Here is a 13463-nt window from a genome sequence, read left to right as displayed (position 1 = left end):
GCGCCCCACTTGGACGCACAAAGGACCCTCACTGATTCAGCCGGCGTCCGGTCTTGGCGTCGAACAGATGCGCGCAGGCGCGATCGATCTCGATCCGGACCGGCTCGCCCTGCTTCAGCGCCAGCCTCTCGCGGAACAGGCAGGAGATGTCTTCGCCCGAACAATCCACCCTGGCGAAAATCTCGGAACCCGTGGCTTCCAGCTGCGTGACCGTACCTGAGATCCCTTGTGCCGCCGCCCGGATATGTTCGGGCCGAATGCCATAAACGAGCTCACCACCCGAGGCATGGGTCGGATGAACGTCTTCAGGCAAGGGCAGGGTCAACCCGCCCGTGCTGCGGAACACGCCTTCCTCGATCCGGCCATGGATGAAATTCATGGCCGGCGAGCCGATGAAGCCGGCGACGAACAGATTGGCCGGGCGGTCGTAGAGATCGAGCGGCGCGCCGATCTGCTCGACCAGGCCGTCATGCAGCACGACGATCTTGTCGGCCATGGTCATGGCCTCGATCTGGTCGTGCGTGACATAGATGGTGGTGGTGCCCAGCCGCTGGTGCAGCGCCTTGATCTCGCCGCGCATCTGCACGCGCAATTTGGCGTCGAGATTGGAGAGCGGCTCGTCGAACAGGAAGACCTGCGGGTCGCGCACGATGGCGCGGCCCATGGCGACGCGCTGGCGCTGGCCGCCGGAGAGCTGGCGCGGATAGCGGTCGAGCAGCTTGTCGAGGCCGAGGATGCCAGCCGCCCTGTTGACGCGGCTGGCGGTATCGGCCGGGTCGGCTTTCTTGATCTTGAGCGCGAAGCCCATATTGTCGGCCACCGTCATATGCGGATAGAGCGCGTAGTTCTGGAACACCATGGCGATGTTGCGGTCGCGCGCCCTGAGGTCGTTGACGGTGCGCTCGCCGATCGCGATCTTGCCGCCGGAGATCGTTTCCAGTCCGGCGATCATGCGCAGCAGCGTCGACTTTCCGCAGCCCGACGGCCCGACCAGGATGACGAACTCGCCGTCGGCGATATCGACGCTGACATCGTGGATGATCCGGGTGGCTCCGAAAGCCTTCTGCACGTTGTTGATGGTAACCGATGCCATTGGATGTCTCCGCAAATGAGTGATGTCGGGCGGGTGCTCAGCCGCCCTTGACGGCGCCCGCGGTCAGCCCCGCGACGATCTGCCGTTGCGCGAACATGGTCAGCACCAGCACCGGCAGCGTCACCACCAGGGCTGCCGCCGCGAGCGGTCCCCAGCTCACCTGCTCGTAGGACAGCATGTTGTAGACGGCGACCGGCAATGTCCGAGTCTCGCGGCTGGCGAGCACCACGCCGAAGACGAAATTGTTCCACGAGAAGATGACCGACAGGATGAAGGCGACGACGATGCCCGGCTTGGCGATCGGCAGGGCGACCAGCCGGAACACTTGCCAGGCACTGGCGCCGTCGATGTTGGCGGCCTCTTCCAGCTCCATCGGCGTCGTCTCGAAATAGCCGATCATCACCCAGACCACGATCGGCACCGTGACCACCAGGTGGATGATGATCTGCGGCCACAGCGTGCCGAGGATGCCCAGCCATTGGAACAGCAGGAACAGCGGGATGAGATAGGAAAGCCCCGGCGTCATGCGGGCGATCATGATGACGACAGCCGACCGTTCCGCCTTGAGCCGGGCGATGCCGTAGCCGGCCGGCACCCCGATCAGCAGCGCCAGCAGCGTCGCCGTGCCGGTCACCAGAACCGAATTCCAGAGATAGAGCAGGAAATTGTTCTCCTCGAACACCTTTGCATAGTTCGACCAGGCCAGGCGTTCGGGAATGAAGATCGGCGGGTAGGCGCCGTTGTCGATCTCGAACTTCAGCGACAGCGAGATCATCCAGAGGAAGAACAGGATCGCCGGCGAGACGAGGACCAGCGCCGCGAAAAACAGGCCGATCCGGTTGAAGATCCGTGAGCTCATCTATTTGCCCTCCTGATCGATCCATTGCGAGCGCTGGCGCAGCATCAGCAGGATGAAGGACAGGGCCACGATGACGATGAAGAACACCACGGCCATGGCCGAGCCATAGCCAATGTCGTAGTAGGAGAAGGCGGTGTTGTAGAGATAGATGTTGATGGTTTCCGAGGCCGTGCCCGGTCCGCCCTGGGTCATCGCGTAGATGATGTCGAAGCTCTTCAGCGCATCGATCGAGCGGATGATGACGGCGATCATCAGGAAGGGCGCGATCATCGGCAGGGTGAGGTAGCGGAACTGCTGCCAGACATTGGCGCCGTCGATCTCGGCGCTCTCGAAGGGCTCGCGCGGCACCGAGGCCAGCCCGCCCAGCACGATCAGCATCACCAGCGGCGTCCACTGCCAGGTCTCGACCGCGACCAGCGACGGGATGACCGTATTGGCATTGAAGATCCATTCCTGCGACGGGATGCCGACCAGCGACAGAAGGTAGTTGAGCACGCCGAGCTGCGGATGGAACATCATGGTCCAGACCAGCGCCACCGCCACGGGCGTCGCCATCATCGGCATCACGAAGACGCCGCGCAGCAGGCCGCGCAGCGGAAACTTGGCGTCGAAGATCAGCGCGGCGACGGTGCCGAAGAGCATTGGCGCTGCCACCGACAGGAACGTGTAGGTCAATGTATGCCAAAGCGATTCCCAGAACCGGGCGTCGCTTGCCAGGCGCAGATAGTTCTCCATCCCGGCAAAGCTTCGCGACTGGCCGAGCGTCCAGCGGTTGACGCTCATCCATAGCGTGAACGCCCAGGGAAAGACGATCACGGCGCCGACGACGACAAGGGCCGGAACGACGAAGGGCCAATAGTTGGGAGCCAGCCGAACCGGCTGGCCCCCTTCGATTGTCTGCGTCGTGACCCCGGTGCGTTCTGGGGTGATGGCCGACATCAGCCTTGCTCGCTCCTGTCGAGCACCGGCTGGAATTGCTCGGTGGCCTTCTTCAGCTCATCGGCGGGATCGGCGCCGGCGATCATGTTGGTCAGCGCCACGCCATAGATATCGCGGAATTCGGTGACCGGGATGATGACCGGCAGCGCCAGCCGGCTGACATTGCCGGAGCCGACCACGGCGTCGAGCCAGCTTGCCGGCATGGTAACGCCTTCGCGCACCTTGGGATCCTCCAGCACCGATTTGCGGAACGGCACGCCGGCGCCGGCCTGCAGCAGGCGCGCGCCCATCGCCGGGGACACCGCCCACTGGCAGAAGAGATAGGCGGCCTCCTTCTTTTCGCTGGCGGCCGTCACGCCGATGCCGTCGCCGAAGGTGCCGGAGGCATGCGCCTTGGGGCCTTTTGGCATCACGCCATAGCCCACCTTGCCGACCACGCGCGATTTTTCCGGATTTTCCATCGGCGGGGCAAAGCCGACGCCGTCGAGCCACATGCCGATCTTGCCTTGCAGGAAGGCGGACTGCGCCTCGGCCCAGTTGAAGCCGGTGACGCCTGGAGGAGCAGTCTTGGTCATCAGGCGCTGATAGAGGCTGGCGGCCGCGATCGCCTCCGGCGAGGTGGTACGAAGCTTCCCCGCGGTGTCGAGCGGCGTCATGTCGTAGCCAAGCATCAGCGACGTCCACACCGGCGTGTTGGCGTTCTTGAGGCCGCGAGCCACAAAACCGAAAGTATTGCTCGACGGGTCGGTCAGCGCCTCGGCGGCAGCCACCAGTTGCTCGAACGTCTCGGGGTATTTGATGCCCTTGGCTTCGAACAGTTCCTTGTTCCAGTAGAGGATCCAGTAATCCACCGAGAACGGCAGCGAGCGCAGCACGCCCTGGCCGTCCTTGGCGAACAGCATGCCGGCCTCGGCGAAATCGCTTTCGACCAGCCCTGGATCGGTAAGGCTTGGGTCGGCAAGATAACCGGAGATGTCGGCCAGCCAGCCACCCTTCTCGAACTGCCGCTTCTGCACGTGATAGCTCAGATGCACGACGTCGAAGCTCGGCTTGCCGGAGCTCAGCTCGATCACCGTCTTCTGGCGCTGCTGCTGCTCGGGCGTCGCCTCGGCATTGACCTTGATGCCGGTCAATTCCTCGAATTCGGCGAGATACTTCAGGATGGTGTCGCTGCGCGGGCTCTTCACCAGATTGACGTCGAGCGTCGTGCCGGCAAAGCGCTTCCAGTCGACACCAGCGGCGAAGCCGGGGCGCAGGCCGGCAAAGCCGGCGGCGGCAAGTGCCGCGGTTCCCTGAAGCAATTGCCTCCTGGTCGGGTTGAACGGATTGTACGACATTTTTTCCTCCCGGTTGCTGTCGTTGTCGATTGCGCCGCGGCTGCGGCGCGCTCATGCTTCCTCAGATCTGGAGCGCCAGCCGGCGCGCATTGTCGATATGCGCGCTGATCGCCTCGACCGCTTTCTGCGGGTCGCGGCTTTCGAGCGCCTCGATCACCGCCAGATGCTCGCGCATCACCGGCACGACGCGGCCGTCGATGCGGAAGCGCTCCTGGTGGATCAGCCGGATCTTCACGGAATTGACCAGATAGGCCTTGGCGATGATTTCGTTGCCGAGCGCATTGATGAAGGTATCGTGCATGGCCCAGTCGATAGTCTGCGCCTTGGCTTCCATCTCCGGTGTCGGCGTCTCGGCCTGCGCCTGGGCCAGCATGTCCTCATGCTCGCGCCGCAGACGGGCAAGCTCGGCGTCGGACGCAGTGGTCGTGAACAGCGCGACCGCTTCGCGCTCCATGAACAGGCGGAACTGGAAAGCCTCGCGGATCAGGCTGATGTCGATATGCGCGATCTGCATGCCGCGCTGCGGGATCGTCGTCAGCAGTCCCTCGGCCTCGAGGCGCGGAACGATCTCGCGGATGGCGCCGAGCGGCAGCCCGGTGAAGGCGACCAGTTCGCGTTGCGATACGAACTGGCCCGGCAGCAAGTCACGGGCCAGCAAATGCCGCGTGAAGCTGGCATAGGCCTTCTCCCGGAGATTGGTCAGTTCGTTGCCGTTGCCCATCTTGAAACCGATATCCTGGCGCGCTTCCCGTGCCGTTCAGGCCGGGATTGCCGCAGACCGTCGTATGCGGCGACAAGCTGTTGCCGCTCCGGCAAGGCGACCGGCTCCAGCGGCGGGCGAACCGCCAGCCAGCGTTCGTCGCCGGTCTTGTGCGCCACCATCGCCTTCACCGCCGGGATGACCGGATGCTTGAGCAGCTCGAGCACGAAGCGCTCGACGCGGGGATCGTCGCGGCCGTTCTCGGCCATGGCGCGGATTTCGGCGGCAGCAAAGTTGGCCATGCCCGAGATCGCGCCCTGGGCGCCAATCCGCACCGCTTGCGCCAGATGCCTTTCGTCGCCGATCAGGATCACCAGGTCGCCATGGGCGCCAAGCAGCGCCTGGCTGTAATCCCAGTCGCCGCCGGAATCCTTGACCCCGGTTACCACGCCCGGAAAGGCGGCGCGCAGCCGGCCGATCAGGCCGAGCGACAACTTTACCATGGTGACGGATGGGATGTTGTAGACGAGCACGTCGCGGGCGAGCGGCCCGAGTGCGGCGAACACCGCGGAAAACCAGCCGAACAGGCCGTCGTCGCCGACATTCTTGAAGTAGCTCGGCGGCGCCAGGAGGATGTTGCGGGCGCCGCGCCGCAAGGCGTCGCGCGCCTGCCCGGCGGCGTCTTCGACAGCATCCATCAGCACGCCGGCAACGAGCTGGTTTGGCGCGATGCCGGCAGCCAGCATGGCCTCGATGACGGACCGCCGTTCCTGCGTGCCCACCGACGCGCCTTCGCCGGTGGTGCCGAAAAGCGTAACGCTGCCGCAGCCTTCGGCCAGGCATTTGCGCGCCTGGGCGACCATCGCGGGCATGATGATTTGCCCGGAGGCATCGAAAGGCGTGGCAAGGGCGGCCGAGAGGCCAAAGCGTGATGTCACCGGGCGGTCTCCGAAAGGAAGTTCGTGGTCAGCACTATCACACTAACATGTTAGTAGTAAACCACCTTGTTGATGTTTTTCGTCCGATCGTCGCCCGCCTTGTAATTTTCAGCCGGACGGGCCGTCTCTCGTGACCGAATTCGTATGCCATCGACGACTGGCTGAAGAACGCCGCGCGGTAGAACGGTGGCGCGATGGCAGAACCTTTTGATGTTGGCGTCCCGCCGACGTTTCAAAGGACCGCCACGCCGCGGCGTGGTCATGTGATCACCGATCGATCCGCGTCGACAAAATAATCGAGGACGATGTCCGCTCGACCCCGTCCATCGCGCCGATCTCGTCGAGGAGCGTGTCGAGATCCCTGATCGACGGCGCGTCGACGATGACGATCATGTCGAAATTGCCGCTCACCGAATGTAGCGTCCTGACCGGCGCCAGCGCCTGCAGGGCGCGCACCACTCTGTCGGCAAGCTTGGGCGTGACCGTGAGCAGGACATGCGCCCGCACCAGGCCGCGCTCATAGTCCGGCGAAAGCCGCACCCCGTAGCCGGCGATGATGCCGCGCTGTTCCAGCCGCTCGATCCGGCTCTGCACGGTCGTCCGCGAGACGCCGAGCCGCCGCGCCAGATCCGCCGTTGAGGCGCGCGCATTGTCGCGCAGCAGCGAGAGCAGAGCTTGTTCGGCCTCACTAAGCATTTCGACCAACTCCGTCGGCATATCGATCATTTAGTCACTTCGTTTCGAACAATTCCACGCTTTCTTTCGACAGGCAAGCTGCGATTCTGTGCTCTTAACCAGGTTAGTCGAGGGAAGCCGTCATGAAGAAAATCGTAATCGTCGGCGCCGGCAAGATCGGCTCGACCATCGCCGATATGCTCGCCGCGACCGGCGACTATCATGTCACCCTCGTCGATCGCTCGGTGGCGCAGCTGGGCTCGGCCGAACTGCCGGCCACGGTCAAAACGCTGGAGCTCGACATTGCAAAGGTTGGCGCTCTCGAAGCAGCGCTCGTCGGCAGTTTCGCGGTGCTGAGCGCGGCACCCTTCCATTTGACCACACGCATCGCCGAAGCGGCGGCAACCGCCGGCGTGCACTATCTCGACCTGACCGAGGATGTCGCCGCCACCAGGCGCGTTAGGGAATTGGCCCGTTCCGCCAAAAACGCCTTCATCCCGCAATGCGGGCTGGCGCCGGGCTTCATCTCGATCGTCGCCAATGATCTGGCCAGCCGCTTCGACACGCTGGAGAGCGTGCGCATGCGGGTCGGCGCGCTGCCGCAATACCCGTCCAATGCGCTGAACTACAATCTGACCTGGAGCACCGACGGCGTCATCAACGAATATTGCGAACCTTGCGAGGCGATCGTCGAAGGCGAGCTGGTCGAGGTGCCGCCGCTGGAGGAGCGCGAGGAATTCTCGCTCGACGGCGTCACCTACGAGGCGTTCAACACGTCCGGGGGACTAGGCACCCTCGCCGAGACGCTGAAGGGCAGAGTGCGCACGCTGAACTACCGCACCATCCGCTATCCAGGCCACGCCGCGATCATGAAGGCGCTGCTCAACGACCTCGGCCTCCGCCACCGCCGCGACGTGCTGAAGGACATTTTCGAAAGCGCCCTGCCGGCGACATTGCAGGATGTGGTCATCGTCTTCGTCACCGTCAGCGGCCTGAAGAGCGGCCGCCTGCTGCAGGAGACCTACGCCAACAAGATCTATTCGAAGCGCATCGGTGACACCGTGCGCAGCGCCATCCAGATCACCACGGCGTCCGCCATCTGCGCCGTGCTCGACATGCTGGCCGACGGCAGCCTGCCGGCCAAGGGTTTCGTCAGGCAGGAAGACATCGCGCTCGACGCCTTCCTCGCCAACCGTTTTGGGCACGCCTATGCGCAACACGAGATGGTGAGCCGGCTGGCGAGCTAGGTTCCTGGCGACCCCGCGTCTTCGTCATCCTGGGGCGGAGCAAGGAGCGAAGCGACGCGGCGCAGACCCCAGGATCCATGCCGTTACGCAAAGGCGCATCTACGGTGCAGAATTCTGCTCCGTCGCATTCTTCGGCGGCTTTCACGGCATGGATCCCAGGGTCTTCGCTCCGCTTCGCGTTCGCTACGCCCTGGGATGACGAAGCATAGGGGCGGCCCTTATCAACATTCTGCCGCCTGCCCTCAAACATGCAGCGCGTGCCCCAGCGCCTTCAGCGCCGCTTCCTGAAAACCCTCGCCCTGCGTCGGATGGGCGTGGATGGTGCCCGCGATGTCCTCCAGCCTTGCGCCCATTTCCAGCGCCAGGCCAAAGGCCGCCGACAGTTCCGACACGCCTTGCCCGACCGCCTGGATGCCGAGCACCAGATGGTTGTCGGCTCGGGCAACGACGCGGACGAATCCCTCCTCACCCAGCTTCGTCATCGCCCGGCCATTGGCGGCAAAAGGAAACTGGCCGATCTTGATCTCGCCACCCAGCGCCTTCGCCTCCTCCGGTGACAGGCCCGCCGTGACCAGCTCGGGATCGGTGAAGCAGATCGCCGGGATTGAGCGCTTGTCCCAGCTTCTTTTGTGGCCGGCGACGATCTCGGCGACCATTTCGCCTTGCGCCATCGCCCGATGCGCCAGCATTGGCTCGCCGGTGACATCGCCAATGGCGAAGACGCCACGCATCGAGGTGCGGCACTGGTCGTCGATGCGGATGAATTTGCCTGCCCCATCTTTGCCCGCCCCATCTTTGCCCGCCATGTCGAGATCGATCTGCTCAAGCCCAAACCCTTCGGTCAGCGGCTTGCGGCCGACCGTGACCAGGATCTTGTCAGCGGCAACCCTGGCGTTCTTGCCGTCCGCTGTCTCGACCAGCAGCGCATCGCCTTTGCCTGCTTGTCCTTTGCCCGCCTGTCCCTCACTTGCCAGGCCCTTGGCCTTGGCACCGGTCATCACCTCGATGCCGAGCTCGGCCAGCCGCTTCACCACTGGTCGGGTCAACTCCGCATCATATTGGGCGAGCACGCGCGGCAAGGCCTCGACCACGGTCACCGCGGCGCCGAGCTTGGCGAAGGCGATGCCGAGCTCCAGCCCGATATAGCCGCCACCGACGACCGCGAGCCTTTTGGGCACCGCGCCCAGCGCCAGCGCTTCGGTCGACGAGATCACCGGGCCGCCGAACGGCAGGAACGGCAGTTCGACCGGTGCCGAGCCGGTCGCGATCACCACCGTCTCGGCGCGGATCACCTGCGTCCCGGTCTCCGTCTCGACCTCCACGGTCTTGCCGTCGCGGAACGTCGCCCAGCCCTGCACAGTCTTGACCTTGGCTTTCTTGAGCAGCCCGGCAATGCCATTGGTCAGCCGGCTAACGATACCGTCCTTCCAGACGACCGTTTTTGCCAGGTCGAGCGATGGCGGCGCGGCCGATATGCCGAGCGGGCTCTTGCCGCTAGCCATATGCGCGACCTTCTCGAACTCCTCCGCCGCGTGAATCAGTGCCTTGGACGGGATGCAGCCGACATTGAGGCAGGTGCCGCCCGGCCTGCCGGCTTCGACGATCACCGTGTCGATGCCGAGCTGGCCGGCGCGAATGGCGCAGACATAGCCGCCGGGCCCGGCGCCGATGACGAGCAGCTTGCAGGAGATTTCTTTCATTTTGGCACCCTGGTTATCCAAGCCGGCGGGACAGCGCCCCCCTCATTCTTCGCCCCTGCGATCCTCCCTTCATGATCTCAATCCATGAAAATCAGCGCCGGCGTCTCCAGCAGCGTCTTGATGCGCTGGACAAACACCGCGGCGTCCCAGCCGTCGATCACCCGGTGGTCGAAGCTGGAGGACAGGTTCATCATCTTGCGCGGCATGAACTGCGTGCCGTCCCACACCGGCCGCACCATCATCTTGTTGACGCCGACGATCGCCACTTCCGGATGGTTGATGACCGGCGTCGTTGCCACGCCGCCCATGGCGCCGAGCGAGGTGATGGTGATGGTCGATCCCGACAGCTCGTCACGCGTCGCCGTGCCGGATTTGGCCGCCTCGGCCAGCCGGTTGAGCTCGGCGGCGCAATCCCAGATGTCACGCGCCTCGGCATGCCTGACCACCGGGACCACCAGCCCCGACGGCGTCTGCGCGGCAATGCCGATATGGACGCCGCCATGCTGGTGGATGATGCCGGCCTCGTCGTCGAACAGCGCGTTGAGCTGGGGCTGGTCGGCGATCGCCCTGACCATCGCCCGCATCAGGAACGGCAGCAGCGTCAGCTTCGGCCGTTCCGCGCCGGCCGGCCGTTTCTCCTTGTTGAGCGCGGCACGCAAGTCCTCCAATGCGGTGACGTCGATCTCCTCGACATAGGTGATGTGCGGGATGCGCGATTTGGCGAGCGCCATTTTCTCGGCGATCTTGCGCCTCAGCCCGATCACCTTGATGTCCTCGATCGCGTCGTTGCGGGCGAGGCCGGATGTCCTGGCGACCTGCGGTCCCCGCGCCAGGAAGGCATCGATGTCCTCGTGGCCTATGCGGCCGGCCGGACCGCTGCCGGCGACCTGCCTGAGGTCGATGCCTGCCTCCCTGGCCCGCAGCCGGATGGCGGGCGAGGCCAGCGGCTTTTCGCCTTCGGGGCGTGGTGCGCCACCGGGCGCAGCAACTCGAGATGTCGGCGCAGTACCCCCACCCCTAACCCCTCCCCGCAAGGGAGAGGGGGATTCTGTCGCCGCCGCTCCCACGCCTTCGATTCCTTTGGAATCTACTGATGACGACAAGGTGGGCTTTGCTCCGACCTTGGAGGCGGTGGCACGTCCCCCTCCCCCTTGTGGGGAGGGGCTAGGGGTGGGGGTACTGCGCTGGCGTTCGGGGCTAGGGGTGGCGCCCTCCTCAACTTCTTGCAGCGCATCCTTCACATTGCCCTCGCCCGCCACTTTCAGCCGCACGATCGGCGAGCCGATCGCCACCGTGTCGCCGATCTCGGCGCCGAGCCACAGGATCTCGCCATCGACGGGCGACGGAATTTCGACCGTCGCCTTGTCGGTCATGACAGCGGCAAGCACGGCGTCCTCGCGCACGAGATCGCCGACCTTGACGTGCCACTCGACGAGCTCGGCTTCGGCGACGCCTTCGCCGACATCCGGCAGCTTGATGACATGCTCGCCCATCTCAGGCCTCCCCCACTCTAGGCTTCCAATGTTTCGACGAGTGCACGCCCGACCCGGGCGGGGCCGGGGAAATAGTCCCATTCCTGCGCATGCGGATAGGGCGTGTCCCAGCCGGCAACCCGCGCCACAGGCGCTTCGAGGTGATAGAAACAATTCTCCTGCACCAGCGCCGACAGCTCGGCGCCGAAGCCGGAGGTCAGCGTCGCCTCGTGCACGACCACGCAGCGCCCGGTCTTTTTCACCGAGGCGACGATGGTTTCGAGATCGAGCGGCAGCAATGTCCTGAGATCGATGATCTCGGCGTCGATGCCGGCCTCCCCGGCCGCCGCCTCGGCGACATAGACCATGGTGCCATAGGCAAGCACGGTGACCGCAGCGCCCGGCCGCCGGATGACGGCCTTGCCGAGCGGGACCGTATAATGGCCGTCGGCGACTTCGCCCAGCTCATGCTTGGACCACGGCGTCACCGGGCGGTCGTGGTGGCCGTCGAAGGGACCGTTGTACAGCCGCTTCGGCTCCAGGAAGATCACCGGGTCGGGATCCTCGATCGCCGCGATCAGCAGGCCCTTGGCGTCATGCGGATTGGACGGCACCACGACCTTCAGGCCGGAGACATGGGTGAACAGCGCCTCCGGGCTCTGGCTGTGGGTCTGGCCGCCGAAGATGCCGCCGCCGGTCGGCATGCGCACCACGATCGGGCAGGTGAAATCGCCGTTCGAGCGGTAGCGCAGCCGCGCCGCCTCCGAGACGATCTGGTCGTAGGCCGGATAAACATAGTCGGCAAACTGCACCTCGACGCAGGGCTTCAAACCATAGGCAGCCATGCCGATTGCCGAGCCGACGATGCCCGCCTCGCTGATCGGCGCGTCGAAGCAGCGGCTCTTGCCGTATTTCGCCTGCAGGCCTTGCGTGCAGCGGAAGACGCCGCCGAAAAAGCCGACATCCTCGCCGAACACGATGACTTGGCTGTCGCGCGCCATCGACACGTCCATGGCGTCGCGGATCGCCTCGATCATGGTCCGTCTTGGCATGGTCAGACCCCTGCCTGCTGGCGCTGGCGCCTCAGATGCGGCGGCATCTCGGCATAGACGCCTTCGAACATGTCGCGCGCCGACGGCTTGCCGCCGGCATGCAGCGTGCCATGGCTCTCGGCTTCTTTCTGCGCCGCGATCACCGTCTCGAGGATTTCCGCCTCGGCCTGGGCGTGGCGCTCGTCCGACCAGACGCCGCGCTGGATGAGGTGGTTCTTCAGCCTAACGATCGGGTCGCCGAGCGGCCAGGCGTCGGACTCGGCCTTCGGCCGGTAGGCGGACGGATCGTCGGAGCTCGAATGCGCGCCGACGCGGTAGGTGACATATTCGACCAGCGTCGGCCCGAGATTGCTGCGCGCCCGTTCCGCCGCCCATTTGGCCACCGCATGCACGGCGAGATAGTCGTTGCCGTCGACCCGCAGCGAAGGGATGCCGAAGCCTAGGCCCCTTGCGGCAAAAGTGCCGGAGCCGCCGCGCGCAATGCCCTGAAAGGTCGAGATCGCCCACTGGTTGTTGACGACGTTCAGCACGACCGGGGCCTTGTAGGTCGAGGCGAACACGAGGGCTGCGTGGAAGTCGGACTCGGCCGTCGAGCCGTCGCCGATCCAGGCGGCGGCGATCCTGGAATCGTTGGAGATGGCCGAAGCCATCGCCCAGCCGACCGCCTGGATGTATTGCGTCGCCAGGTTGCCGGAAATCGAGAAGAAGCCGTGCTCCTTCGACGAATACATGATCGGCAATTGCCGACCCTTCAGCGGATCGGCCTCGTTCGAATAGATCTGGTTCATCATCGTGACCATCGGATAGCCGTCGGCGATGAGCAGGCCGGCCTGCCGATAGGTTGGAAAATTCATGTCGCCCTTGGTCAGCGCCTTGCGGAAGGCGCAGCTCACCGCCTCTTCGCCGAGATGCTGCATGTAGAAGGAGGTCTTGCCCTGGCGCTGCGCCATCTGCATGCGCTGATCGAAGCTGCGCAGCGTCATCATATGGCGCAACCCTTCCAGCAGCTCGTCATCGGAAAGCAGTCCGGCCCAGGGCCCGACGGCCTCGCCATTGCGGTTGAGCACACGGATGATCGAAAACGCCATGTCGCGGATGGCGCGCGGATCGACATCGATTTCGGGCCGCGGCACCGACCCGGCATTGGGTATCGTCACATTGGAGAAATCCGGCGTCCCGCCCGGCCGCACTTCCGGTTCCGGCACATGGAAGCGCAACATTCCAGCATCGGCCATGACCTTCGTCCTCCAGTGTCGCCCGATCTTCGCACACCGCCAGACCAGTGCCAATTCGTCGGGGCGATTGAAATGCTACCGAATAATCTCCGGCCGGCCGCAGACCTCGCCGCAGCGTAAGATGGCTACAAGCGCTCGTAATTTCCTGTCTAACTTCCGCAGCAGCGCGCAATTTGGGGAAAGATTACGCGAGCTTTCCGCCAGAAGATTGAGCGC

General features: G+C 64.7%; 12 protein-coding genes. 1 reads left to right on the top strand and 11 read right to left on the bottom strand.

Going from position 1 to position 13463, the window contains the following annotated elements:
- Positions 1 to 28 precede the first annotated feature (28 nt).
- The 7 genes from MESS2_RS06195 to MESS2_RS06165 form a co-directional block, all read right to left on the bottom strand.
- Positions 29 to 1093 carry an ABC transporter ATP-binding protein gene (locus tag MESS2_RS06195; protein WP_008873283.1) on the bottom strand — a complete coding sequence of 355 codons (1065 nt, stop codon included), beginning with the start codon at positions 1091 to 1093 and terminating at the stop codon, positions 29 to 31.
- 37 nt (positions 1094 to 1130) lie between these two features.
- Positions 1131 to 1952, bottom strand: coding sequence for a carbohydrate ABC transporter permease (locus tag MESS2_RS06190; RefSeq protein ID WP_008873282.1), 822 nt, complete (start codon positions 1950 to 1952; stop codon positions 1131 to 1133).
- On the bottom strand, positions 1953 to 2891 hold the full coding sequence (locus tag MESS2_RS06185) for a carbohydrate ABC transporter permease (protein ID WP_008873281.1): 939 nt from the start codon (positions 2889 to 2891) through the stop codon (positions 1953 to 1955).
- Positions 2891 to 4228 carry an ABC transporter substrate-binding protein gene (locus MESS2_RS06180; RefSeq protein ID WP_008873280.1) on the bottom strand — a complete coding sequence of 446 codons (1338 nt, stop codon included), beginning with the start codon at positions 4226 to 4228 and terminating at the stop codon, positions 2891 to 2893. Before MESS2_RS06180 ends, MESS2_RS06185 begins: the two co-directional genes overlap by 1 nt.
- A 61-nt stretch (positions 4229 to 4289) precedes the next feature.
- On the bottom strand, positions 4290 to 4949 hold the full coding sequence (locus tag MESS2_RS06175; RefSeq protein WP_008873279.1) for a GntR family transcriptional regulator: 660 nt from the start codon (positions 4947 to 4949) through the stop codon (positions 4290 to 4292).
- The gene (locus MESS2_RS06170; RefSeq protein ID WP_008873278.1) at positions 4928 to 5866 is read right to left on the bottom strand and encodes a dihydrodipicolinate synthase family protein; all 939 of its coding nucleotides are present in this window, start codon (positions 5864 to 5866) and stop codon (positions 4928 to 4930) included. The genes MESS2_RS06175 and MESS2_RS06170 overlap by 22 nt, the downstream gene beginning before the upstream one ends.
- Positions 5867 to 6133: 267 nt before the next feature.
- Positions 6134 to 6562, bottom strand: coding sequence for an Lrp/AsnC family transcriptional regulator (locus tag MESS2_RS06165; RefSeq protein ID WP_040592299.1), 429 nt, complete (start codon positions 6560 to 6562; stop codon positions 6134 to 6136).
- 122 nt (positions 6563 to 6684) lie between these two features.
- Between MESS2_RS06165 and MESS2_RS06160 the strand changes: the two genes are divergently transcribed.
- Entirely contained in the window at positions 6685 to 7788 is a 1104-nt protein-coding gene (locus tag MESS2_RS06160; RefSeq protein WP_008873275.1) for a saccharopine dehydrogenase family protein, read from the top strand.
- 242 nt (positions 7789 to 8030) lie between these two features.
- Here the strand turns inward: MESS2_RS06160 and lpdA are convergent, their stop codons facing one another.
- The 4 genes from lpdA to MESS2_RS06140 all read right to left on the bottom strand — a co-directional run bounded on the left by lpdA (position 8031) and on the right by MESS2_RS06140 (position 13247).
- Positions 8031 to 9488: a dihydrolipoyl dehydrogenase gene (lpdA, locus tag MESS2_RS06155; RefSeq protein ID WP_008873274.1), complete on the bottom strand. Its 1458-nt coding sequence runs from the start codon at positions 9486 to 9488 to the stop codon at positions 8031 to 8033.
- A 77-nt stretch (positions 9489 to 9565) separates the two neighbouring features.
- Entirely contained in the window at positions 9566 to 10981 is a 1416-nt protein-coding gene (locus MESS2_RS06150; protein ID WP_008873273.1) for a dihydrolipoamide acetyltransferase family protein, read from the bottom strand.
- 17 nt (positions 10982 to 10998) lie between these two features.
- Positions 10999 to 12012 carry an alpha-ketoacid dehydrogenase subunit beta gene (locus MESS2_RS06145; RefSeq protein WP_040592288.1) on the bottom strand — a complete coding sequence of 338 codons (1014 nt, stop codon included), beginning with the start codon at positions 12010 to 12012 and terminating at the stop codon, positions 10999 to 11001.
- Between the two features lie 2 nt (positions 12013 to 12014).
- Positions 12015 to 13247 (bottom strand): 3-methyl-2-oxobutanoate dehydrogenase (2-methylpropanoyl-transferring) subunit alpha, encoded by a 1233-nt coding sequence (locus MESS2_RS06140; RefSeq protein ID WP_008873271.1) that lies wholly within the window; start codon positions 13245 to 13247, stop codon positions 12015 to 12017.
- Between the last annotated feature and the right edge of the window lie 216 nt (positions 13248 to 13463).

This window comes from Mesorhizobium metallidurans STM 2683 (assembly GCF_000350085.1).
Lineage (GTDB): Bacteria > Pseudomonadota > Alphaproteobacteria > Rhizobiales > Rhizobiaceae > Mesorhizobium > Mesorhizobium metallidurans.
The sequence above is the reverse complement of the archived record's forward strand: the minus strand, read 5'-3'. Positions and strand labels throughout refer to the sequence as shown.